Origin of the sequence: Marinobacter sp. F4206 (assembly GCF_019392195.1) — a bacterium.
Taxonomy (GTDB): Bacteria; Pseudomonadota; Gammaproteobacteria; order Pseudomonadales; family Oleiphilaceae; genus Marinobacter.
Genome location: NZ_JAHXKI010000002.1, coordinates 54,335 through 76,420, shown reverse-complemented (window position 1 = coordinate 76,420; position 22,086 = coordinate 54,335). Strand labels below are relative to the sequence as shown.

The following is a 22,086-nucleotide window of genomic DNA, read 5'->3' as shown; positions in this document are numbered from 1 at the left end:
CAGGGCACAGGCTGGAAAAGACCAGGCCGGGGCGGAGCCCCGGCCGGCTGACTCAGTTCGACAGGCTGTATACGTAGGCTGCGAGAATCTGAATCTGGTCTTCAGACAGACGACCGCTTTGGGCGGGCATCTGGTTCTGGCGACCGTTCATTACCGTTTCCTTGATCCACTCGTAAGTGGAACCATACAGCCAGGTGTTGTCGGTCAGGTTGGGCGCGCCGACAGATTGCATGCCTTTGCCGTCGGGGCCATGACACGCGGCGCAGCCCTGGGCAAACACGGCCTTGCCGGCCTCTGCTGCCTCGGCGTCCTTTTCGCGACCGCTGAAGCTCAGCACGTAATTGACCACCTGATCGACCTGCTCGTTGGTCATGTTGGGCATGACGCCTTTTGCCGGCATATTGCCCATGCGACCGTTGTGCAGGGTCTCAAGGATGGCATCCGGCGAGCCGCCATAGAGCCAGTCGTCGTCGGTCAGGTTCGGGAACCCGACCTGGCCGCGAGCCGCTGAGCCGTGACAGACGGCACAGTTGTTGGCGAACAGACGCTGACCGATCTTCAGGGCGTCGTCGTTGGTTGCCAGTTCAGTGACCGGGGTGTTGCCATACTGTGCGTAGATCTCACCGTATTTTTCTTCGGCGGCGGCCACTTCGGCTTCCCACTGGTTGGCTGAGGTCCAGCCCAGGAAGCCCTTGAAGCTGCCAAGCCCTGGGTAGAGTGCCAGGTAGCCAAGCGAGAAAATACAGGTGGCCATGAACAGATAGAACCACCACTTAGGCAGCGGATTGTCGTATTCCTCGATGCCGTCAAAGGAATGGCCGGTGGTGCGGTCGGTTTCGGTATCGGTGGTCTGGTTCTTACGGGTCGCCCACAGAAGCCACATACAGCCGAAAACAGTACCGAGCACGATCACACTGATCCAGAGGCTCCAAAAGGTACTCATTGTTTCTTCTCCGTTTTTTCCTGTTCGAGAGTACGCTTTTCCACTTCGTCATCGTCGAAGGGCAGATGCGCTGCCTCGTCGTTGGCCTTCTTGCGGTGGGCGCTGTACGCCCACCAGACGATTCCGAAAAAGACCGCCATGACCAGAAGGGTTTGAATACCGCGTAACTCGTTCAAATCCATGGGATCACCGTTTCTCTGAGATCACGGTACCGAGTTGTTGCAGGTACGCGACCAGAGCTTCGATTTCGAACTTGCCCTCGACCTGAGCAGATGCCTCGGCAATCTGTTCGTCGGTGTAAGGCACGCCCAGTGTCTGCAGAGTCTCCATCTTTGCTGCCGTGTCGGTGTGGTCTACCCGGTTTTCAAACAGCCAGGGGAAAGCTGGCATATTGGATTCCGGAACCACGCTGCGCGGGTTGTAAAGATGCTGGCGCTGCCATGCGTCCGAGTAGCGGCCGCCGACACGGGCCAGATCCGGGCCGGTGCGCTTGGAGCCCCACAGGAACGGCCGGTCGTAAACGAACTCACCGGCTACGGAGTAGTGACCATAGCGTTCGGTTTCAGCGCGGAACGGACGGATCTGCTGGGTGTGACAAACGTGGCAGCCTTCCCGGATGTAAATATCCCGGCCTTCCAGTTCCAGAGCGGTGTAGGGCTCAAGACCCTCCACCGGCTCGTTGGTTTCTTTCAGGAAGAACAGCGGCACGATTTCAACCAGAAAGCCGCCACTGATGGTCAAGATGATCAGGACGATCATCAGGCCAATATTCTTTTCAACAATATCGTGGTTCATCTGACCTCTCTCCGTTTACGCCGTCTGAGCCGCTGCGGTATCTGCCGCAACCGCATCTTTCTGGCGAATGGTCATGTACACGTTGTACGCCATGATGAGCATGCCGCTCAGGAAGATGACGCCACCAAGGAAGCGGACGAAATATCCCGGGTACGAAGCTTCCAGGGATTCAACAAAGCTGTAGGTCAGAGTGCCGTCGGCGTTGACCGCGCGCCACATGAGGCCCTGCATGATACCGTTTACCCACATCGCAACGATGTACAGGACAGTACCAACGGTTGCCAGCCAGAAATGCACGTTGATCAGGCTCGTGCTGTACATGGCCTGCAGGCCCCAGAGTTTGGGTATCAGGTGGTAAATGGCGCCGATACTGATCATGGCAACCCAGCCCAGGGCACCGGAGTGCACGTGGCCAATGGTCCAGTCTGTATTGTGCGACAGAGCGTTGACGGTCTTGATGGCCATCATCGGGCCTTCGAAGGTGGACATGCCGTAGAAGGACAGGGATACCACCAGGAAGCGCAGGATCGGATCGGTCCGCAGCTTGTGCCACGCGCCGGACAGGGTCATCATGCCGTTGATCATGCCGCCCCAGGACGGAGCAAGGAGGATCAGGGACATCACCATGCCCGCGGTCTGTGCCCAGTCAGGGAGCGCAGAGTAGTGCAGGTGGTGGCCGCCGGCCCAGACGTAGGTCGCAATCAGCGCCCAGAAGTGAACGATGGACAGGCGATAGGAGTAAACCGGGCGATTGGCCTGCTTCGGAACGAAATAGTACATCATGCCGAGGAAGCCGGCGGTCAGGAAGAAGCCTACCGCATTGTGACCCCACCACCACTGCATCATGGCGTCAGTTACACCGGCGTAAGCAGAGTAGGATTTGAACGCGCTTGCGGGGAGGGCGAGGTTGTTACCGATGTGCAGGAAGGCAACGGTAATGATGAAGGCACCGTAGAACCAGTTCGCCACGTAGATGTGCGGCGTGCTGCGCTTCATGATGGTGCCGAAGAATACCAGCGCGAAAGCAACCCAGACGATCGTGATAGCGATGTCGATTGGCCACTCCAGCTCAGCGTATTCCTTGGACGAGGTCAGACCCATCGGTAAGGTAATGGCGGCGGCCACGATGATCGCTTGCCAACCCCAGAAGGTAAACGCAGCGAGGCCGTCCGAAATCAGGCGAGCCTGACAGGTGCGTTGAACGACGTAATAACAGGTGGCGAACAGGGCGCTTCCACCGAAGCCGAAGATGACGGCGTTGGTATGCAACGGCCGTAAACGACCGAAGTGTGTCCAGGGCATGTCGAGGTTCATCGCTGGCCAGACAAGTTGGGACGCGATCAACACGCCCATACCCATGCCAACAATGCCCCAGACCAACGTCATGATGGCAAATTGTCTTACCACCTTGTAGTTGTAAGTCAGGTTTGCATTTACTGTGCTCATAGCCTTACCAATGGGTTTAGAGTGAGAAATTATGCGGGCGCAAGTATGGAGAAAGCATTAGCGCTTTGCAATGACTCAGGTCAACTCCTGAACCCTGTCAAATGCGCCGAAATCAGCAACATGGCATCCTTGCACCGGTCACTAAAAGGGACGTTTTGTGTGTGGCATATGCCGGTGCCTGACCTCTAATGATAGTCCCTAAAAAACGGTAGGTGAATGAAGTGGAATTGATTAAGACCAAAGGCTTCGAGAACGGTCCGGATATCGTGATGATTCTGGCGCATGGGGCAGGGGCCCCCGCCGATTCTCCGTTCATGGAGGTACTGGCCAATGACCTTGAGGCGGAAGGCATTCCGAACGTTCGTTTCGAGTTTCCGTACATGCAGAAGCGACGTGAGGACGGCCGGAAACGGCCACCCGATCGACAGCCCCGGTTGCTGGAGAGTTTTTCCCAGGTGGTGGAGCAGGTCCGACGGGAAGTGGGGAGCGACTGCCTGATTGTGGTTGGCGGCAAATCCATGGGTGGGCGGATGGCCAGTCTGTTGGCCAGTGAGTATGACGGTATCGACGGCGTGGTGGGCTTCGGGTACCCCTTCCACGCTCCGGGCAAGCCGGACAAGTGGCGAACCGGTCATTTTTGCTCGTTGCGTTGCCCGATGTTGATTGTGCAGGGAACCCGGGACCCGTTTGGCAAACCCGAGGAGATGACGGGGCACGAATCCGAGCTGGAAGGCGTTCGTCTGCGTTGGCTGGAAGGCGGGAATCACGATTTTCAGCCGTTGGCCCGCCAGAACAGCAGCCAGCTGGCGCTGATTGCGGCAGCTGCGCAGGAGGCGCGAGTGTTCATCAACGAGCGCGTCAGGTCTCAGACTCTGTCCACCGGGGAGTAATCGGAGACAACGACCCGGTTTCGACCGTCAGTCTTGGCCTGGTAGAGGGCTTCGTCGGCCCTGTCAAAGAGACGTGTCCGGTCTTCGCCGTGGGCCAGGGACGCCACACCGGCGCTCAGTGTGATCTTCGCCTTGCGCCCGTCCGGGCTGGTCAGCGAGGTGGTTTCAATGTCGTGGAGTATGGCCTCGCACACCCGGAGTGCACCCGCAATGTCGGTGCCCGGCAGCAGCAGCGCGAACTCCTCCCCGCCAAACCGGACTGCCACATCCCGGGGGCGCTTCACGTGCCGGGTCAGGATGTCAGCGATCAGTTGCAGGAAGGTGTCACCAAAACCATGCCCCCAGGTGTCATTGACGGCCTTGAAGTGGTCGGCGTCCACCAGGGCAAGGGTCAGGGGCTGCCCGGTACGTCTGGCCTCGGCACAGAGTTCCGGGAGTATGTTGTCCATATGACGCCTGTTGTGCAGGCCGGTCAGTGAATCGTTCAGGCTCAGAGTGGCCAGTTGCCGGTTGGCCTTTTCCAGCTCTCTCATGGTGGTTCGAAGTTGCGAGGTGCGCTCGTGAACCTTGAATTCGAGTTCGGTCCGGGCGCTGTGTTCCACCTCAAGCAATTTCTCGTTCAGCAGTCGCCAGCGCTGGACCATTGCATAGTTAAGCAGAACGACCTGGCCCCCGACGGCGACCTGCATCAGGGCTTCGCGAGCGAGGAAGTCCGTCAGATAGCCAAAGGCCGCCAGGGCATAGATCAGTCCACCCACCAACATGACCAGCCATGCAAGCACGTACCACATCGCTGGCTGGTAGCCATGGCGCCATCGAATCACCGCGATGACGAAAAGGCTGCAGATAACGGTCAGTGCCAGAACCGTGTTGAGCAATATGGTCTTGTTGTAGGGCAGTACCAGAGTGAGGGCGAGAAAAACGATGCAGAACCAGGCCAGTGCCTTTATGGCGGTTCCGGCTACGGTTTTCTGTTCGACCTCAAGGAAGGAGCGGCCGAACAACGTCATTGAAAGGGCGCAGAGTACCAGGCTGAGTGGGATAGAGGTGTTGGCAAAGCCGGTGCTGTCAGGCCAGAAATACTGGTTGGCAAATCCGCCCATGGCGAACATGAAGAGCCCCATGGCGGCCATGTAGAAAGCGTTATAGAAGTAATAGGCGGTGCCGGAGCTGAAAAACAGAAGCAGGTTGAATATGGCGAAAACCAGCAGGGCGCCGTAGAAAAGTCCGTGTGTCAGCGTCAGGTGATTGCTGTGGGCGATGACCTCTTCCGGCGTTTCGAAGGTCAGGGGAACATTGAGTGCGCCGCTGCTTTGAACGCGCAGGGTGATTGACCGGGTTTCTCCCTCGGCAAGCGTGACTGGAAGGAGGAAATACCGGTAGTCTATGCCTCTTGCATCGAAGGGTCTTTGGTCTCCCGTGGCAAGGTGAGTATTCGGGCCATTTCCGGACTGCCAGAAGGTTACCTCGTCCAGGAGGGGATAATTCAGTTTCAGGTACCAGAGCGCTTCCCGGTTTCCGCTGTTTTTGACGTTAAGATGAACCCAGTACACGGATGAGGTGTGGCTGAATACCAGGTCGTGTCCCCTGGCGGGGCTCCAGTCAAGATCTTCCGGGAGGTCATCGGGGGAGTTGGCGTCGTGTGCCGGGTCCCCGGGTGCGGCGCTGTAAAAACAGATGTAGTGCATCAAGGATCGCCGGGATTCAGTATCCATAGCCTCCAGAACCGGGCATCCGGACTCGGACGCCTGGGCGGCGGGTGAGGATATGGCCGGTAGAAGGCTGAGACTCAGGATGGCAAACAGGCGCAGAACAGGCGACATCTGGGGTTTCCCGCAAGCAGTAGAGCGAAGAGTGTAGCTAAAGCACACAAACTTTGATGTTAAACAGTTTCAAATTTAAAGGGTCGCACTGGGCCCCCTGAAAACAGGTATTGAATGGAACAGCTTCTTGCATTCTGTCGGCCGGGCTTTGAAGCCGAAGCGGGCCGTGAAATGACGGATCGGGCCGCCGAGCACGGCTTTTTCGGATTCTTTGAGCCTGATAAAGGTACGGGCATGGTCTGGTATTCGCTGGGTGGACCGGAGACCGCGGAGGATCTCCTGTCGCGACTGGCGCTGGCCGATCTGGTGTTTGTCCGGGACTGGTTCGTGGTGCTGGGTCGCTTTCCGCTACCGGAGCATGATCGGGTGGGGGCAGTGATCGATGGGCTCCGGAGTCTGGAGCGGGGCTACCCGGGCTGTGCCCGACTGGAGGTCAGGCTGTCAGAAAATAACGCCGATGGCGATCTCGGCAATTTTGCCCGAAAATGGGTTTCACCGCTGTCACGGGGCTTGCGTGGTGCAGGCCTTCTGAAGGCCGATCAGAATGCCCCGGCCCCTGCCAGGCTCGAGATCCTGTTGCCGGATTTCTCAGAGGCAGTGGTCGGGTATAGTCCCGAGGGCAACCGGGCCCGCTATGTGGGGGGGATCCCCCGGCTTCGTTTGCCGGCATCGGCGCCGAGTCGCTCGGCGCTCAAGCTGGAGGAGGCCTGGAAGGTTTTTCTGCCGCCGGAACGGGAGCTGGATTACCTGGGCGGAGGCAAAAAGGCAGCCGACCTGGGGGCTGCGCCAGGTGGCTGGACCTGGCAGCTGGTGCGCCAGGGTATGCTGGTAACGGCTGTGGATAACGGCCCGATGAACCCCGAGCTGATGGCGTCCGGTCAGGTGGAGCACGTTGAGGCCGATGGCTATAGCTGGCGGCCCAAACGGGGTATTGACTGGATGGTGTGCGACATTGTCGACCAGCCTCGTAAAACGGCGCGGCTGGCGGTGGATTGGCTTACTGGCGGATATTGCCGTTATACGGTGTTCAACCTCAAGCTGCCGATGAAGAAGCGCTACGATGAATGGCTGATCTGCCGTGATATCATTGTTCGCGGTCTGGCAGAGGCGGGCATTGGCTATAATCTGAGGGCCCGCCACCTCTACCACGACCGGGAAGAGATCACCTGTTTTATTGAGCGGACCGGTTAGACCGCGCTCTGCTGGAGGACTGTGATGGTTTCGTCCTGGTCCATCATTGGGACCAGCTCCGACATGAGTTCCCGGCGTTCCGGGGAGCGGTACCACCGATCCCAATCGGCCTCAGAACGCCAGTTGGCGAGGGTGATACGGTGGTTGGGATCATGGCTGTCAGCCAGGGTTTCACCGGAAATAAAGCCTGGCGCGCCCACGGCTTGCTGCAGGACTTTGCGGGCACGTTGCTCATAGGCGTCTTCAAGGGTCTCGGCGATGTGACGTTCAATCAGCACCCGAATCATGGCTTGCCTCCAATTTTTCGCTGTTATAAACAATAATTTAGCAGGTTTTCTGGAAAAATCAGGTATTCAAACAGGAGAAGGTTTTGACGGCTTCAGAGTACGATGCAGAGCTGGATGCCCGGGGACTTTTTTGTCCAGAGCCGGTGATGATGCTGCACAACCGTATCAATGATGTAGAGCCGGGACAGGTGCTTCGAGTGCGCGCGACCGATCCCTCGACCACCCGGGATATTCCACGATTCTGCCAGTTCCTCGGCCATGAGCTGGTCCAGGATGAGGAGCAGGGCGGGGAGTTCGTGTTTCTGATTCGACGAGGGCAAGCCTGATAGAATCAGGCTCCGGATCGAAGGCCGTTCAGGTGACGGATGAAGTCATCCCGGTTCATTTCACCCAATACACGCTGACCGGACATTTCCTCGCCGTTCCGGCCATAGAACAGGATTGCCGGCGGGCCAAACAGTCCAAGCTCATCAAGAAGGGCCTGCTGTTCCGGAGTATTGTCCGTTACGTCGATCTGTAACAGCGTATACGGAGACAGTGCCTGGGCAACCTGAGGATCGCTGAATACGTTGCGCTCCATCACCTTGCACGATATGCACCAATCGGCATAGAAATCCAGAACCACTGGGCGATTCTGCGCCTGCGCCTCCTCCAGCATGGCGCGAATCTGGGCCGGCGCTTCCACCCGCTTGAATCCGGCATGCTCGGGACTGTTCAGTGTGGGCATGGAGCCCGACGCTATGGTAAAGGGCGTCAGTGGCCGAAGTGGATCGTTGGCGCCACCGATGGCGCCGGCAAGCAGCGCCAGTCCGTAGGCGAACATTACCAGCCCCAGACCCTTTCGGGTACGTGCCCAACCGGCTTTTGCTGCATCGAAGGCGCCAAGCTGAACGCCAGTAATGGCAACCAGAAGGCCCCAGAGCGTCAGCGCCAGCCAGGCCGGAACCAGGCGTTCGACCAGCCAGATGGCAACCGCCAGCAACATCACTCCATAGAAGTGCTTTACAGTGGTCATCCAATGCCCGCTGCTGGGCAGGAACCTGCGTCCTCCTACGGCCACCAGTATGAGCGGAAGCCCCATTCCGAGACCGAGTGCAAACAACGCCGAGCCCCCGATCAGAGCGTCCTGGGTGGTCGAAATGTAGAGAAGGCTACCGGCAAGTGGTGCGGAAACGCAGGGTGAAACAATTAAAGCCGACAGTGCCCCGATACCGAAAATGCTTAGCACGCGGCCGCCGGTCAGTCGGTGGCTGGCATCATCCAGCGGCTCACGGATAAAGCGCGGCAGCTGGATTTCGAACAGATCGAACATGGACAGGGCGAAAACCACAAAGAGTGTGGCAAAGACGCCGAGGACCCAGGGCGACTGCAACTGCGCCTGGAGATTGAAGCTTGCCCCCAGTAAACCCGTCAGAACCCCGGCGACCGCGTATGTCAGGGCCATTCCCAGAACATAACTGATGGATAACATCAGGGCGTGACCGGAGGTGCGGGTATTATGGCTGGAAACCAGAGTTGAGATGATGGGCACCATGGGAAGCACGCAGGGGGTGAACGTCAGCCCGAGCCCGAGCAGGAAGAAGACACCTACGATAACGAACGAGGATTGCCGGGAAAGAAAGCCTGCCAGGCCAGTAGCTGACGAAGTGTCCACGGGAGCCGCAGTGCCGCTGTCCCGGCCGAGGGGCGCCGTTCCCGCCGCAGGGGAAGAGGTTGGGTCCGGACTGGCCGAATTGCCGGGGTAGTAAAGTGCATCGCGAGTCTGGGGCGGATAGCACAGGCCCGCCTCCGCGCATCCCTGGTAGGTAACCTGAAGTTGGGCTTCGCGCACCCCGTCTGGCAGGGAAACCGGGAGCCGCACCTCTATTGGGTCATAGAAAACGGTGACTTCGCCGAAGAACTCATCCTCAACAACCTGCCCGTTCTGCGAGAACGAGGGCTCACCAATTTGAACGCCCTCGGTCACCGAGGTGACACTGACGCGATCCCGATACAGGTAATGACCGGGTGTGATGTTCCAGGACAGAACAACGGAGCCGGTGTCAGTGCTGTAACTGAACGGGAGGGCCTCGTCCACCGGCAGGAAGGTGTTGTTGTCAGCTCCAAACAGGGAGTTGCCGCTCGTACCCAGGGCGGAGGCTGTTCCGGTCACCGCCAGAAGAGCCAAAAGCATCAGCAGGTGGGTCAGGGTGAGGGCGCGTCGACAGTTCTTGAAAACCGCAGCGGATACTGTCATGGGTTGTTCTGATTCCTTTAGCTGTTCGTTTTACTCGGGTTCTGTGCACCCGCGGACCGTTCCGTTCTCGCCGGGGCTTTCGAAGCCAGTGGACAAAGTCGGGACCTCAAAGTTCCCTCTGGTATTGATCGCTGTAAAGTCGCACAATAGCGAGCCAATGAATCACAGTCCAAATGATCTTATCATGCTGTTTAATGACCTGTTTCGGGAAGACTACCGGACAATTCTGGTCAAAGGCAGTGACGAGCCTGAATACCTGCCTGCCGCTACGCCGGACGGGCTTGCGCAGATTGTTTTTGCGCACGGTTATTATGCCAGCGCCTTGCATGAAATCAGCCACTGGTGTATTGCCGGTGAGCGCCGTCGCACGCTTCATGATTACGGTTACTGGTACTGTCCTGATGGTCGAACACCGGAACAGCAACAGGTGTTCGAGCAGGTGGAGGTTAAACCCCAGGCGCTGGAGTGGCTGTTCTCTCTGGCAGCCGGGTCCCGGTTTCATATCAGTGTGGATAACCTCTCCGGTGATGGTCCAGCGGATGAGCGGGGCTTCCGGCGGAAGGTCCGGGAGCAGGCTGGGCAATACCTGTCGGATGGGTTGCCGCAACGAGCCGGACAATTTTTTGACGCACTGAGAACCTTTTATGGAACCGCTGATACGGTGCTCGAATCCTGGTATCAGGATGCCCGACGCATTGCTCCGCTGAGTTCCGCACTGAACATCCCGAGGAAAACTGAGACTGTATGACATCTGACCCAAAGCACACTGGCGATCTTCGATTCCAGGATCTGAATCTGGATAAACGTTTGCTGGATGCCATTACGGCGATTGGATTTGAGTACTGCACGCCAATCCAGGCGGAGACCCTGCCGTGGACACTTGCGTGTGAGGACCTGATTGGCCAGGCGCAGACCGGCACTGGGAAAACCGCGGCTTTCCTGATCACCGCGATCCAGACCCTGCTCGAAACCCCAATTCCGGAGAAGGAACGCTTTGCCTCTGAGCCCCGGGTTCTCGCCCTGGCGCCCACGCGGGAGCTGGCGATGCAAATCGCCAAGGACGCGGAGCAACTGTGTCAGCACACCGGCCATAATGTGGTGACCGTCGTGGGCGGCATGAACTACGACAAACAGCGGGACCAGTTGCAGAATGAGGTCGTGGATATTCTGGTGGCAACACCGGGGCGACTGATTGATTTCCTGGGCTCCCAGGACGTCTTCCTTGATCAGTTGGACATCCTGATCCTGGATGAGGCGGATCGGATGCTCGACATGGGCTTCATTCCCGACGTGAAACGCATCATCCGCAAATGTACCGCCAAGGAAGATCGCCAGACGCTGCTGTTCAGTGCCACCTTTAACCAGGATGTTCTCAATCTTGCGTCCATGTGGACCAAGAACGCCGAGTTTGTGGAAATTGAGCCGGAACAGAAGACGGCAGAGCGGGTCGAGCAAACGGTATACCTGGTCGGTGACGATGAAAAGCTGCCGGTGCTGGTGAACTACCTCAAGCGACCGGAGGTGGAGAAGGCCATCGTTTTCGCCAATCGCCGCGACCAGTGCCGGGATCTCGAAGAGGACCTGCGCAACCAGGGCGTCAAGGTTTCGTTGATGTCCGGGGAGATTGCCCAGAACAAACGCCTGAAGACACTGGATCAGTTCAAGAAAGGGAGCATTCAGGTACTGGTTGCCACTGATGTCGCCGGGCGTGGCATTCACGTCAACGGCGTGACTCACGTTTTCAACTACAATCTTCCGGACAACGCAGAAGATTACGTGCACCGCATTGGCCGGACCGGACGAGCGGGCAAGCATGGGGTCTCGGTCAGTTTTGCCGGGGAGGATGATTCCTTCGCACTGCCGGCCATCGAGACCTACATCAGCCAGAAGCTGAAAACAGCGGTGCCGGATGAGGCGCTGATGGTGGCAATGGAAAATCCACCGATTACCCGTAAGCGCGGTCGACGCCCCCAGGGTGGTCGCGGGGGCCCCGGTGGCCGCAATCAGCGCCAGCGCAGGAACTGACAGGGCCGGACAGCATCATGTTGATCGTAGCAGATGAAAACATTCCCCTACTGGATTCGTTCTTCGGGGACTTTGGGGAGATACGTCGGGTATCCGGCCGGACGATGACAGCTAGCGATGTCCGTGACGCGGATGTGCTTCTGGTACGTTCGGTTACCCGTGTCGGCCCGGAACTGTTGGAAGGCAGTCGCGTCCGTTTTGTGGGTACGGCAACCATTGGAACGGATCATGTTGATCGTGACTGGTTGGCACAAAAAGGTATCCGGTTTTCTGCCGCGCCCGGCTGCAACGCTGACAGCGTCGCCGAGTACGTCCTTGCTGTGCTTTCTCTCCATGCAGAACGGCGTGCGCTGGACGACTGGACGCGCATGAGCGTGGGCATTGTCGGAGTGGGAAATGTCGGCGGTGAACTTGCCCACAAGCTTGAACGGCTGGGTTTTGAGGTGCGTTTGTGCGACCCGCCACGAGCCGAACGCGAAGATGATGGCGGCCAGGAGTTCGTGTCCCTCGAAGAGGCCCTGGAATGCGATGTGATCACACTGCATACGCCCCTTACTCGTGACCAGAAACATGCCACGTATCATTTGCTGGATGAAAGCCAGCTGGCGTCGTTGACCGCGGATCAGTTGCTGATTAACGCCGGTCGTGGCGAAGTGATCAATACCGAGGCGTTGCATGCCCGTCTGGCGCAGGGGGGGAACGCTCCGGTTGTGGCGCTGGATGTCTGGGAGCGGGAACCCCGCATCGATCCGGAGCTGGTTGACCGGGTGTGGCTTGCTACGCCGCATATTGCGGGCTACAGCCTTGAAGGCAAAGTTCAGGGTACTGAGATGATTTACCGGGCGCTAAGCGACTACCTGGGCCTGCCGATACGGAAAAAGGCCGGTCAGTTCCTACCGGAACCCGCCCTGAGTAAGGTTTCGTTCACCAGCGCCGCGGAGGAGGACGAGGCCATCCGGATTGCCTTGAGGGCGTGCTATGATCCAAGGCAGGATGATGCCCGTCTGCGAGTGGCCATGGCCGGTTCAGCCGAAGAGAGGGCTGCTGCCTTTGACCGGTTACGGCGGGACTATCCGGTGCGCCGGGAATGCTCCAGCCTGAAAGTCCAGTTGAAGGGAACCAGCAAATCCCTGCAGGACAGCTTTCGGGCGATCGGGTTCAAGCTGAAAATCTGACCGACCATCCGAACTAAAAAACCGGGGCGTTTGCCCCGGTTTTTGCGTTTAGAGCCTGGCTTGTTGCAGGGCCTGAATACGGTCTTCAAGCGGCGGGTGCGTCATGAACATGGCGCTGAGTCCGCCACGGGCGCCGCGGTTGATGCCGAATGCCTGCAGCGTGTCGGGCATCTGGTCCGGTACTTCGCTTTCCTGTTTCAGGCGCGCCAATGCACTGATCATGGCGGACCTGCCCGCCAACTGCGCACCGGCGATATCAGCACGGAATTCTCGTCGACGGGAGAACCAGAACACGATGGTGCTGGCCAGAATGCCCAACACGATTTCCGCGGCAATACTGACGACGAAGAAGCCAATACCATGGCCGCTCTCGTTCTTGAAAATAACACGGTCAACGAACGAGCCGATGACCCGGGAGGCGAATATCACGAAGGTGTTGACGACACCCTGGATCAGGGCGAGCGTGACCATGTCACCGTTGGCGACGTGACCGATTTCATGTCCCAGAACGGCGCGGATTTCATCTTTGTTAAAGCGGTGAAGCAGCCCCTCGCTGACGGCGACCAGCGCGTCATTCTTGTTCCAGCCAGTGGCAAACGCATTGGATTGGGAAGCCGGGAAAATGGCCACTTCCGGCATTCCTATGCCGGCATTATTGGCCAGCTCGGCGACGGTATCCATCAGCCAGCGTTCGGCTGGGGAGCGGGGGGATTCGATGATCTTCGCCCGTGTGCTCCACTTCGCCATGGGCTTCGATATCAGAAGCGAGATGATGGCGCCGGCAAACCCGAACACCGCCGCAAAGGCCAGCAGCGGGCCATACTGAATGCCGTGTTGAGAGAGGTAGCTGTCTACACCCAGCAGTCTCAGCGTAAAGCTTGCGACCAGGATAACGGCCAGGTTGGTGGCCAGAAACAACAGTATGCGCATGTTACATCCCTGAATGATGAGTCAAACACGTAAAAACTGTGCCTAAGACCGGATTATGTGGCCGCGGTTCGCAAGTTCAATGTCTTTGCAGGTGTTTAATGTTTGCCATCGGCGAAAAATGTCGCCTGGACAATCTGGCTGATGCGTCCGGAATGGCCACTTTTCAGCGCCGTGCGAATCAGGTGGATATGGGTTGAAAGGTCCTCTTGCACCGATGGAGGCAGTTTTTCTTCAGCGCGTTCATGACTCTGGCCCAGTGTCCTTGTCAGTGCTGTCGGAGCAGGGGCGCTGAGGCGCACAAAGGCGGTATGGGTCAGAACCGCCTGGTCGAGAGCTTCCTGTCGGATCGTGTCAACGTAGCGAAGCAGGCCTTCTTCCTCCAGCCAGAGGAGCGCGCCAAAGCACGCCATGTGGCGTTTGCTGTGAAGCCCGAATTCATCCGGCTCGTCCGGGCCTGCAATATCCTCCACAAACAGGTTTACGCGCCGAGGGAAAGCTCCGTAGAGCTGGACAAGAGCGATCGCAACGTCCTTGTAGAATTCCTCCACATGAATGTCAGCCATGGAAACTCCCTTACTGCTGATAGTTGCCTAGAAAGCGGCCCAGCCGCGACATGGCGTCCTCAAGGGCATCTTCCCTGGGCAGGAAAACCACGCGCAAGTGCTGTTTGTCATCAATGTTGAAGGCGGAGCCCTGCACCAGAAGGATCTTCTCCTGCAACAACAGGTCCAGCACCAGCTTTTCATCATTGACGATGGGGAAATGCTTCGGATCCAGCTTCGGGAACAGGTAAAGAGCCCCCTGGGGTTTGACACAGCTTACGCCAGGGATGTCGTTGAGCATACGCCAGGCGGTCTCTCTTTGTTCGTAAAGGCGTCCATCAGGAACGACCAGATCATTGATCGACTGGTAACCACCAAGGGCGGTCTGGATCGCCAGTTGCGCGGGAACGTTCGCGCACAGGCGCATGTTAGAGAGCATCTCGATGCCTTCAATAAGATCCGTTGCCCGGTGCTTGGCCCCGCTGATGATCATCCAGCCGGAGCGGTAGCCCGCTGCGCGGTAGTTCTTGGAAAGGCCGTTGTAGGTGAAGAACAGCACATCGTCTGCCAGGGACGCAGTGGAAACGTGCTCCGTGCCATCGTAAAGGATCTTGTCGTATATCTCGTCCGAGAGCACGATCAGGTTGTGTTTGCGAGCCAACTCGATGACCTGTTCCAGCAGTTCTCTGGAATAAACGGCGCCGGTCGGGTTATTGGGATTAATCAGAACGATCGCCCGGGTACGGCGGGTAATCTTCTTACGAATGTCGTCGATATCGGGGAACCAGTTCTGCTGCTCGTCGCACCGGTAATGGACCGGTTTGCCGCTGGAGAGCGTGACGGCGGCGGTCCAGAGCGGATAGTCAGGCGCGGGGATCAGCACCTCGTCGCCGGTGTTCAGCATCGCCTGCATCGACATTACGATCAGCTCACTGACGCCGTTGCCGAGAAAGATGTCGTCAATGTCGACTTTATCGATGCCTCGCTGCTGGCAGTAATGCATGACCGCCTTGCGGGCCGAAAACAGTCCTTTGGACTCAACGTACCCCTGGGCCAGGTGCATGTTGTATATTACGTCCTGCTGAATCTCTTCAGGTACGTCCAGCTCGAATGCGGCAGGATTTCCGATGTTCAGCTTCAGTACCCGGTGACCTTCTTCCTCCAGCCGACGGGCTTCCCGCAGAACCACGCCACGTATTTCATAACACACGTTATCCAGCTTGGCGGATTTGTAGTAGTTCTGCATAAGGCCCAGGCTTCCTTGGTCTGAATTCGGAAAATAAAACTGTTGGTTAACAGCCCTTTATTCTAGCGGAGCGAGGGGCAGCGACAACAGGGCAATTATGATGAATTGTGGCGTGTTCAGGCAGATTTAGCGTCCAAAGCTGAAGTCCCTCTTGAAACCAGGATCAATCGACTACTGTGAGCCTTGGTTTTCTGATAAAGATTGTGCACAATTGAATCGTTAAAAATATTAATAGCCAAGTGCAAGGAGAGTCGTGTGTCCGAATCCAGCGTTTATGACTTCACTGTCAGCGATATCAAGGGAAATGAAAAAAACATGGCCGACTACCGCGGCAAGGTACTCCTGATCGTGAATACCGCCAGTAAGTGCGGCTTTACGCCACAGTTTGAAGGTTTGCAGAGCCTGCACAAGGAGCTGGGCGATCGCGGTCTGGAGGTGCTCGGGTTCCCCTGCAATCAGTTCATGAATCAGGATCCGGGTAATGATGATGCCATCAGCGAGTTCTGCAGCCTTAATTACGGCGTGGATTTCCCCATGTTCTCGAAGATTGAGGTCAATGGCTCCGGCGCGCATCCGCTCTATCAGTTCCTGAAGCGTGAGGCCAAGGGCCTGATGGGCTCCGAGAAGGTGAAGTGGAACTTCACCAAGTTTCTGGTGGGTCGGGACGGGCAGGTGGTTCGTCGATATCCGCCGACTGCGAAGCCTCAGGACATTCGCAAAGACATCGAAAAACTGCTGTAACCATGGGTGGACCCGACGAGGCGTTATCTCTCGACAACCAGATCTGTTTCGCCCTCTATGCGGCCAATCGGGCGGTGACAGCCCGTTACCGCCCACTGTTGGACGACCTTGACCTGACTTACCCTCAATACCTCACGATGTTGGTGCTTTGGGAGCGGGAAAGTTCGGGAGGCGCCACGCGGGTGTCAGACCTGGGGCGTCGGCTTCGATTGGATTCAGGCACCCTGACGCCATTGCTCAAGCGGCTGGCCGATCGGGGGCTGCTGGAACGTCGGCGGAGTAGGGTGGATGAGCGCGTGGTTATACTGACGTTGACCGAAGCCGGCAGGACGCTACGGAAAAAGGCGAGATCAATCCCGGAACGCCTGCTCTGTGAGGTTGGTGTTGAGCCAGAGCGGCTGCAGGCGTTGCGCGAGGAGCTCAAGGCGCTTCTCACGGTTCTTGAGGGTAAGACGGGGCCCAACGACTGATGGCGGCCCGCAATTCGTCCCGGTTGTAGGGTTTGGTGACGTAGTCATTCATGCCTGCCGCTATACAGTCCTCGCGGTCCCCCTGCATGACATTGGCCGTCACTGCAATGATGGACAGGTCCTTCCATTCCGGGTTCTTCCGGATTCGCCGGGTTGCCTCATAGCCGTCCATCACCGGCATCTGGCAATCCATCAATACCAGATCGTAGTTGCGGGCATGCAGGGAATCGAGCGCCTGTTGCCCGTTTTCGGCGTGGTCCACCTGATGGCCCAGCTTCTTGAGCAGGCTGCTGGCCACCATCTGATTGACCTGATTGTCCTCGACCAGAAGGATCTTCAGGGGGCGTTCGACTTCCTCTTGTCTGGCTGGCCTTGCCGGTTTTAGCGTCACCTCGTTCCGTAGAATCCCGACCGCCCGGCAGAGGCAGCGGTATAGCTCGTCCCGACGCACAGGCAGGGACAGGATCTGATGTTCAGGTTTGGCGCGGACTGCAGAACCCGTCGGGTCTGCGAGGATAACCCCTTCTCCCTGCCAGTTCAGGGCAAGGCTCTGGGGCGCCTCGCCTGGACCTTCGGACAACGTAATGAGAACGCCTTGCTGGGGCTCGCTGATATCCCGGATCGGGATCTGCCAAGCGTCGAGCTGGCGTTCGATTGCCCGCCGATGCGGATTGTCCGCCGGTATGGCCAGAGCAGCACCAATATCCCGAAGCTTGGCCGCGACCTGGGGCAGCCCATCCGGGCTGCTGTCTTCATGCATTGGCAGAGGCAGGGTCACGGTAAAGTGGGTGCCGCGTCCCTCCCGGGAATCCACCAGGATTTGCCCGTGCATTCGTTCGACCAGTTGTCTGCAGAGAGTCAGTCCCAGGCCTGTACCGCCATAGAGCCGAGTGGTGTCGGCATCGGCCTGAGAAAACGGTGAGAATATCCTGTGGAGTCCCTCCGTTGACATGCCGATGCCCGTGTCGATGACGTCCAGCCTGAGGCTGCCGGCCGAATAGGTCGCCTTGACATGAACCGAGCCCTCGTCTGTGAATTTGATGGCGTTGCTGAGAAGGTTGTTCAGTATCTGGCGCGCACGGGTAGGGTCGCCCAGAAAACTCTCCGGCAGGGCCGGGTCGACTTCGCTCACCAGATCAATCCGTTTGCGTCGGGCCTGCTGTGCATGCAGGGTGGCCGATTCCTCGATCAGATTGCGCATGCTGAAGGGAATGTTTTCGAGACTGAGCTTGCCGGCTTCGACCTTGGAGATATCAAGGATATCGTTCAGTAGGCCAAGCAGGCTTTCGCCCGCATTAAAGGCAATTTCCAGCCGATTGCGCTGGGTTGAGTCCAGGTCTCCCTCGAGAGCCAGCCCGAGCATGCCCAGAACCCCGTTGAGTGGGGTGCGGATTTCGTGGCTCATACTGGCAAGAAAGTTGGCGCGGGCTCTGGCCCGGCGAACGGCATCTTCCTTGGCCTTGATCAGCGCACGGTTTCCTCGCTGGAGTGCATCGTTTTTTTCCGATATTTCGCGGGTCCGGTCTTCAACCTCACGCTCCAACTGGAAGGAGTAGTTTTTCATCGCACTTTCGGCGGTGCGAAGCTGGGCGAGACTGGAATCAATCGTCTCAAGGTGATGATTGATGATGCCGACCATGGTGCCGATTTCGTCATATTGATGGTTGGCTGGCACCGGGAGTCGGACTTTCTCGGGCGAACTTGCCTTAACTTGCGACAGGGCGCTGATTACGTTGAGCATGGGCCGGGTGAGTACCAGGTAAAAAATACCAAGCAGGGCGGCGGTTAGCGTCAGGCTCTTCAGGAGGCCGCTAATCAGCGTGTAGGTGGCACGCTCGAGAAACTGGAGACCGTAGTGGTACGTGTCGATGGTGACGATGAGCTGCCCGAGGGGAAGCTCTTCGAGTTGTGGGACCCGCAACTCCTGACTGAAAACCCGGCTTGAATCGAACAGCAGATCGCTGGCCCAGCGATAGGGCGAGCCCGGGCTGCTCTGGCTGGCGGCCGCCATGGTCTGGCCATCGTTGTCTATGATTCTGGCATCGATGGTGGCCGGATGGCGCAGCAGGCCGTCCAGTAGTTCTTCGGCGAGTCGGACGTCGATGTTATAAGCGATCTGGGAAGCGGGGCTCACGCTGATGTCGAGCAGGGCGTGGATTTCCTCCTCCATGGATTCCCGGGCGTTAAAATAGTCCAGCGTGATCTGAATGACATTGAGAGCGAGCCCCAGTGCCATGGCGACCAGAACCGTATCGCGGGTCAGCCGAAAGGAGAGTCGCTTTCTGAAGCTATTGATCACGAGTGTTTACTGTCCCTGTTAACGGGGCAGGTCCAGCTGCCCGGTTTAACCGCCGTCAATCGTCGTAGTCGGCCTTTTTCTTCCATTCCTCATCGTGGAGGAAGGTGTCCCATTCGCGATCCAGCTTGGATTGCGACTCGGCGCTTGCGGTGTCTTTGCCCTCAGTACTGATTGCCTCCAGTTCCTTGATTCGGGTCCGGAAGCTCTTGACGGCCTTCATGGCCAAGGGGTTGTCCCGGGATTTCCCCATCTCGGTGCTGGCCAGGTGATAGGCGTGGATGGCTTTCCGTAGCTGGTTCTGACGAACATAATCCCGGGCCTGGAAGACGTGCAGGTCGGCATGGGTCTTGTGTACGAGAAACAAAACGTACTTCAGGTTTTTCTTGGCCGTTCCAGCGTCAATCCGACCATTTTTGTGCATGCTCTCGATCATTTTAAACAGATTCTGGAGCAACTCTTTGACGTAAGTGGACTTTTCAGGAGAGTCAATTTTGACCGGTGTCCGGGCGTCCTGTTTTTCGAGAACCTGGTTCTTGAGCTGCAGTGTGGATTCCTGCCACTTCTTGACCGGAAGGTTGGCTTTGAGCGCGGCAAGCTCAGAGCAGGCCTCTTCCATCCGTTTGATGAGCAGAAGTTTGAGGTCAGTGGTCAGATACTGGCCGGGGATCTCTGAAAGAAGGCGCTGGGCCCGGTTGTAGGCATCTTCCTGCGCGGTCACTTTTCGGGCCCGCTCTATTTTGGCCCTCTCGCGCATCTGGCTCAGAACGATAATCACGATGGAGGTCGTAACGATAGCAGCCAGTAAAATTACGATGGTTGTTGTATCCATTTTGTCAGTAATGACTCCGGCTTTTGGATCAATTGATGGCAGGTGGGAATGCCGGCCTCAAGGTACCGATATTATTCAGCAAGTCTGAGAAAGACTAGCAGAAATACGGCGTTGAAACCGTTGCAAAATGTGAAAGCTACTGCGGTCTATTGATTTAATGAATTTTAAATCTCGTGTATATTGCTGTGGTGAATGAAGGTCGCGCGAGGCTTTCTTCTTTACCGCAAACCTGCAGTACCTTCCGGAGTTGCCAATGGATATTTCCCGCGTCGACCTGAATCTTCTGGTTTATCTGGATGTCCTTCTACGGGAAAGGAACGTCACCAAAGCGGCGAACCATCTGGGTATCACTCAGCCGGCCATGAGTAATGGCCTGCGGCGACTCCGCGATCTATTTGGCGACCCCTTGCTGGTCCGGACCAGTGAGGGCATGACAGCCACCGAGCGGGGGCGGGAACTGCAACCTTTGGTACGCAGTATCCTGTCGGATATCGAGCAGGCGGTACAGGAAAAAACACCGTTTTCGGCGCTCGAAAGCCAACGCGTATTCCGCATCATGGCCAGTGACTACGCAGAGTCCTGCCTGATGCCTCGGGTTTTGCGGCGGATTCGACAGGAAGCCCCGCACGTCACGCTCGATGTACTGACGCCCAGCGACGTCAGTTTTCTGGACGTCGAGCAGGGCCGGCTCGACATGGCAATCAACCGGTTCGATAAAATCCCGCAGTCTTTTCATCAGAAAACCCTGTGGACCGAGTATTTTGCCTGCCTGATGAACGCGCGAAATCCCATTCTGAAGGAACCGTTTACCCTCGACACCTATCTGGATGCCAGTCATATCTGGGTCAGCAAGACGGGGTTTGGCGTTGGCGTGGGGGTCAATCCCAAGGACGTCCAGCGCCTGGGCTGGGTGGACGAGGCGCTGTCACGAATGGGGCGAAAGCGCCAGATATCGGTGTTTACACGCCACTACCAGGTGGCAATGTTGTTGGCCGAGCAGCATGATCTGATCGCGACCCTGCCGTCCCGCGCGGCCTGGTTGCAGAAGGACAATTCTGACCTGGTGGTCAAAGTGCCGCCGTTTGAAATTCCGCCCTTCGAACTGAAAATGGCGTGGAGCCCGTTACTGCAACACAACAGTGATCATCAGTGGTTGCGTAAGCTGATTGCGGAGGTGGCCGAAGAGGTAGATACGGAGTTTGCGCCTTTCGGTGCCCAGTTTGAATCAGCGGAAGCATCCCGTGTGCATCATTCAGAGCGGTAATTCCCTTAGCTCCAGGGAGCTTCGACCGGCATCCCACATGCGCTGGAAGCTCTCCGAAAGCAGTTTTACACGGCCGCCGTCGGCAAATTTTGCAAACCCTTCGGGTTTGTAGAAGTCGTGGCGGTAGAGTACTCCGGAGCGGTCCGCCAGAAGGAACGGCTGGTCCTCAATCGGGTAATCGTCGTTCACGAGCCGCAGCTCGATCCGGCTCGGCAGCCGACGCATTAACTCAACCAGCTGATGTCGGCGTTTGACCAGCGGCTTGTCATCATGAATCAGTAGCCGGATTTCACTGAGTCGGTGCCGTCGGGCGAGGGCGGAGATCAATTCCCGGAAACGGTGGCGGTCGTACAGATCATGATCCAGCAATCGGTCGTAGAGCCAGAGTCGTTGTCCGGCCTGGCCCACAACCGAATCCATCAGGCTGACCATTTGGTGTTCGCCGGAGAACAGCCATGTTTCTGCGTCTTCACCAAGGAGCATTGGGGCGGTGCGCTTTTCGATGGCATCGACAACCAGTGCCGGGGACAGGCAGCGCATATCGACGTGAGGAATCCCGGCATCGTCATACGGCCTAGAGCAGACGTGGAATCCGGAGCGCTGGTAGAAAGGAATGGCATGTTCCTGAGCCGAGAGCCTCAGCTCGTCATAATTCCCAGCGGCCTCGGAAATCAGGTGGTGCAGGAGTGCTTCGCCAATGCCTCTCCCGCGGAAGCCGGGGAGAATCGCCATGCGACCGATATGTCCGGTTTCACCGAGCGTTGAGAAGAGTCTTGCCACGCCCACCGGCGTGTTGTCTGGCAACACGGCGAGAAAATGATCGGCAATCTCATCAGTGTCGTCCCATTCCAGCTCGGGTGGCACTTTCTGTTCGTCAATGAAGACCCGTTGACGGATGTCGCGGATATGACCCGGAGCCAGTTGCCAGCTGTACTTCCTGAATTTCACTCTCAT

The 22,086-nt window shown here is 57.6% G+C and carries 22 protein-coding genes; 9 read left to right on the top strand and 13 right to left on the bottom strand.

Going from position 1 to position 22,086, the window contains the following annotated elements:
- Window positions 1-52: 52 nt before the first annotated feature.
- The 4 genes from ccoP to ccoN are packed head-to-tail and all read right to left on the bottom strand — an operon-like array spanning window position 53 to window position 3,184.
- Complete coding sequence (ccoP, locus tag KZO34_RS02645; protein WP_219473142.1) at window positions 53-943, bottom strand: cytochrome-c oxidase, cbb3-type subunit III; 891 nt, start codon at window positions 941-943, stop codon at window positions 53-55.
- Window positions 940-1,125, bottom strand: a complete 186-nt coding sequence (locus KZO34_RS02640; protein ID WP_218634708.1) for a cbb3-type cytochrome oxidase subunit 3 — start codon at window positions 1,123-1,125, stop codon at window positions 940-942. The genes ccoP and KZO34_RS02640 overlap by 4 nt, the downstream gene beginning before the upstream one ends.
- A gap of 4 nt (window positions 1,126-1,129) precedes the next feature.
- Entirely contained in the window at window positions 1,130-1,738 is a 609-nt protein-coding gene (gene ccoO, locus KZO34_RS02635) for a cytochrome-c oxidase, cbb3-type subunit II (protein WP_219473141.1), read from the bottom strand.
- 15 nt (window positions 1,739-1,753) lie between these two features.
- Complete coding sequence (ccoN, locus tag KZO34_RS02630) at window positions 1,754-3,184, bottom strand: cytochrome-c oxidase, cbb3-type subunit I (RefSeq protein WP_219473139.1); 1,431 nt, start codon at window positions 3,182-3,184, stop codon at window positions 1,754-1,756.
- Between the two features lie 221 nt (window positions 3,185-3,405).
- Here ccoN and KZO34_RS02625 point away from each other — a divergent pair, with 221 nt between their 5' ends.
- Window positions 3,406-4,074, top strand: a complete 669-nt coding sequence (locus KZO34_RS02625) for an alpha/beta family hydrolase (protein ID WP_308318759.1) — start codon at window positions 3,406-3,408, stop codon at window positions 4,072-4,074.
- Here the strand turns inward: KZO34_RS02625 and KZO34_RS02620 are convergent.
- Window positions 4,050-5,897 (bottom strand): sensor domain-containing diguanylate cyclase, encoded by a 1,848-nt coding sequence (locus KZO34_RS02620; protein WP_219473137.1) that lies wholly within the window; start codon window positions 5,895-5,897, stop codon window positions 4,050-4,052. The two genes, KZO34_RS02625 and KZO34_RS02620, sit on opposite strands and share 25 nt — an antisense overlap.
- Window positions 5,898-6,011: 114 nt before the next feature.
- Between KZO34_RS02620 and rlmM the strand changes: the two genes are divergently transcribed.
- Window positions 6,012-7,088, top strand: coding sequence for a 23S rRNA (cytidine(2498)-2'-O)-methyltransferase RlmM (gene rlmM / locus KZO34_RS02615; protein WP_219473129.1), 1,077 nt, complete (start codon window positions 6,012-6,014; stop codon window positions 7,086-7,088).
- Here the strand turns inward: rlmM and KZO34_RS02610 are convergent.
- Entirely contained in the window at window positions 7,085-7,375 is a 291-nt protein-coding gene (locus tag KZO34_RS02610) for an antibiotic biosynthesis monooxygenase family protein (RefSeq protein ID WP_219473121.1), read from the bottom strand. The two genes, rlmM and KZO34_RS02610, sit on opposite strands and share 4 nt — an antisense overlap.
- 83 nt (window positions 7,376-7,458) lie before the next feature.
- Between KZO34_RS02610 and tusA the strand changes: the two genes are divergently transcribed.
- The gene (tusA, locus tag KZO34_RS02605) at window positions 7,459-7,701 is read left to right on the top strand and encodes a sulfurtransferase TusA (protein ID WP_219473119.1); all 243 of its coding nucleotides are present in this window, start codon (window positions 7,459-7,461) and stop codon (window positions 7,699-7,701) included.
- A gap of 5 nt (window positions 7,702-7,706) precedes the next feature.
- Here the strand turns inward: tusA and KZO34_RS02600 are convergent, their stop codons facing one another.
- Window positions 7,707-9,611: a protein-disulfide reductase DsbD gene (locus KZO34_RS02600; RefSeq protein WP_219473117.1), complete on the bottom strand. Its 1,905-nt coding sequence runs from the start codon at window positions 9,609-9,611 to the stop codon at window positions 7,707-7,709.
- Between the two features lie 157 nt (window positions 9,612-9,768).
- On the opposite strand from KZO34_RS02600, the gene KZO34_RS02595 reads away from it, so the two are divergent.
- The 3 genes from KZO34_RS02595 to pdxB are packed head-to-tail and all read left to right on the top strand — an operon-like array spanning window position 9,769 to window position 12,811.
- Window positions 9,769-10,359, top strand: a complete 591-nt coding sequence (locus tag KZO34_RS02595; RefSeq protein ID WP_219473115.1) for an elongation factor P hydroxylase — start codon at window positions 9,769-9,771, stop codon at window positions 10,357-10,359.
- The gene (locus tag KZO34_RS02590; RefSeq protein ID WP_219473113.1) at window positions 10,356-11,636 is read left to right on the top strand and encodes a DEAD/DEAH box helicase; all 1,281 of its coding nucleotides are present in this window, start codon (window positions 10,356-10,358) and stop codon (window positions 11,634-11,636) included. Before KZO34_RS02595 ends, KZO34_RS02590 begins: the two co-directional genes overlap by 4 nt.
- A gap of 17 nt (window positions 11,637-11,653) precedes the next feature.
- The gene (pdxB, locus tag KZO34_RS02585; protein ID WP_219473111.1) at window positions 11,654-12,811 is read left to right on the top strand and encodes a 4-phosphoerythronate dehydrogenase PdxB; all 1,158 of its coding nucleotides are present in this window, start codon (window positions 11,654-11,656) and stop codon (window positions 12,809-12,811) included.
- A gap of 48 nt (window positions 12,812-12,859) precedes the next feature.
- On the opposite strand, the gene htpX is transcribed toward pdxB, so the two are convergent.
- The 3 genes from htpX to KZO34_RS02570 form a co-directional block, all read right to left on the bottom strand.
- A complete protein-coding gene (gene htpX, locus KZO34_RS02580; protein WP_219473101.1) occupies window positions 12,860-13,741 on the bottom strand; it encodes a protease HtpX in 882 nt (293 codons plus the stop codon).
- A gap of 95 nt (window positions 13,742-13,836) precedes the next feature.
- On the bottom strand, window positions 13,837-14,304 hold the full coding sequence (locus KZO34_RS02575; RefSeq protein ID WP_219473099.1) for a hypothetical protein: 468 nt from the start codon (window positions 14,302-14,304) through the stop codon (window positions 13,837-13,839).
- 10 nt (window positions 14,305-14,314) lie between these two features.
- Window positions 14,315-15,529, bottom strand: a complete 1,215-nt coding sequence (locus tag KZO34_RS02570) for a pyridoxal phosphate-dependent aminotransferase (RefSeq protein ID WP_219473098.1) — start codon at window positions 15,527-15,529, stop codon at window positions 14,315-14,317.
- 255 nt (window positions 15,530-15,784) lie between these two features.
- Between KZO34_RS02570 and KZO34_RS02565 the strand changes: the two genes are divergently transcribed.
- Both KZO34_RS02565 and KZO34_RS02560 read left to right on the top strand, forming a co-directional pair.
- Window positions 15,785-16,270: a glutathione peroxidase gene (locus KZO34_RS02565; RefSeq protein ID WP_219473096.1), complete on the top strand. Its 486-nt coding sequence runs from the start codon at window positions 15,785-15,787 to the stop codon at window positions 16,268-16,270.
- A 2-nt stretch (window positions 16,271-16,272) separates the two neighbouring features.
- Window positions 16,273-16,740 carry a MarR family winged helix-turn-helix transcriptional regulator gene (locus tag KZO34_RS02560; protein WP_219473094.1) on the top strand — a complete coding sequence of 156 codons (468 nt, stop codon included), beginning with the start codon at window positions 16,273-16,275 and terminating at the stop codon, window positions 16,738-16,740.
- On the opposite strand, the gene KZO34_RS02555 is transcribed toward KZO34_RS02560, so the two are convergent.
- The gene (locus KZO34_RS02555; RefSeq protein ID WP_257900288.1) at window positions 16,703-18,976 is read right to left on the bottom strand and encodes a hybrid sensor histidine kinase/response regulator; all 2,274 of its coding nucleotides are present in this window, start codon (window positions 18,974-18,976) and stop codon (window positions 16,703-16,705) included. The genes KZO34_RS02560 and KZO34_RS02555 overlap by 38 nt on opposite strands.
- A gap of 118 nt (window positions 18,977-19,094) precedes the next feature.
- Window positions 19,095-19,868: a hypothetical protein gene (locus tag KZO34_RS02550; protein WP_219473089.1), complete on the bottom strand. Its 774-nt coding sequence runs from the start codon at window positions 19,866-19,868 to the stop codon at window positions 19,095-19,097.
- 253 nt (window positions 19,869-20,121) lie between these two features.
- Here KZO34_RS02550 and KZO34_RS02545 point away from each other — a divergent pair, with 253 nt between their 5' ends.
- On the top strand, window positions 20,122-21,132 hold the full coding sequence (locus KZO34_RS02545; RefSeq protein ID WP_219473087.1) for a LysR family transcriptional regulator: 1,011 nt from the start codon (window positions 20,122-20,124) through the stop codon (window positions 21,130-21,132).
- Here the strand turns inward: KZO34_RS02545 and KZO34_RS02540 are convergent.
- On the bottom strand, window positions 21,121-22,086 hold the full coding sequence (locus tag KZO34_RS02540) for a GNAT family N-acetyltransferase (RefSeq protein WP_219473085.1): 966 nt from the start codon (window positions 22,084-22,086) through the stop codon (window positions 21,121-21,123). The two genes, KZO34_RS02545 and KZO34_RS02540, sit on opposite strands and share 12 nt — an antisense overlap.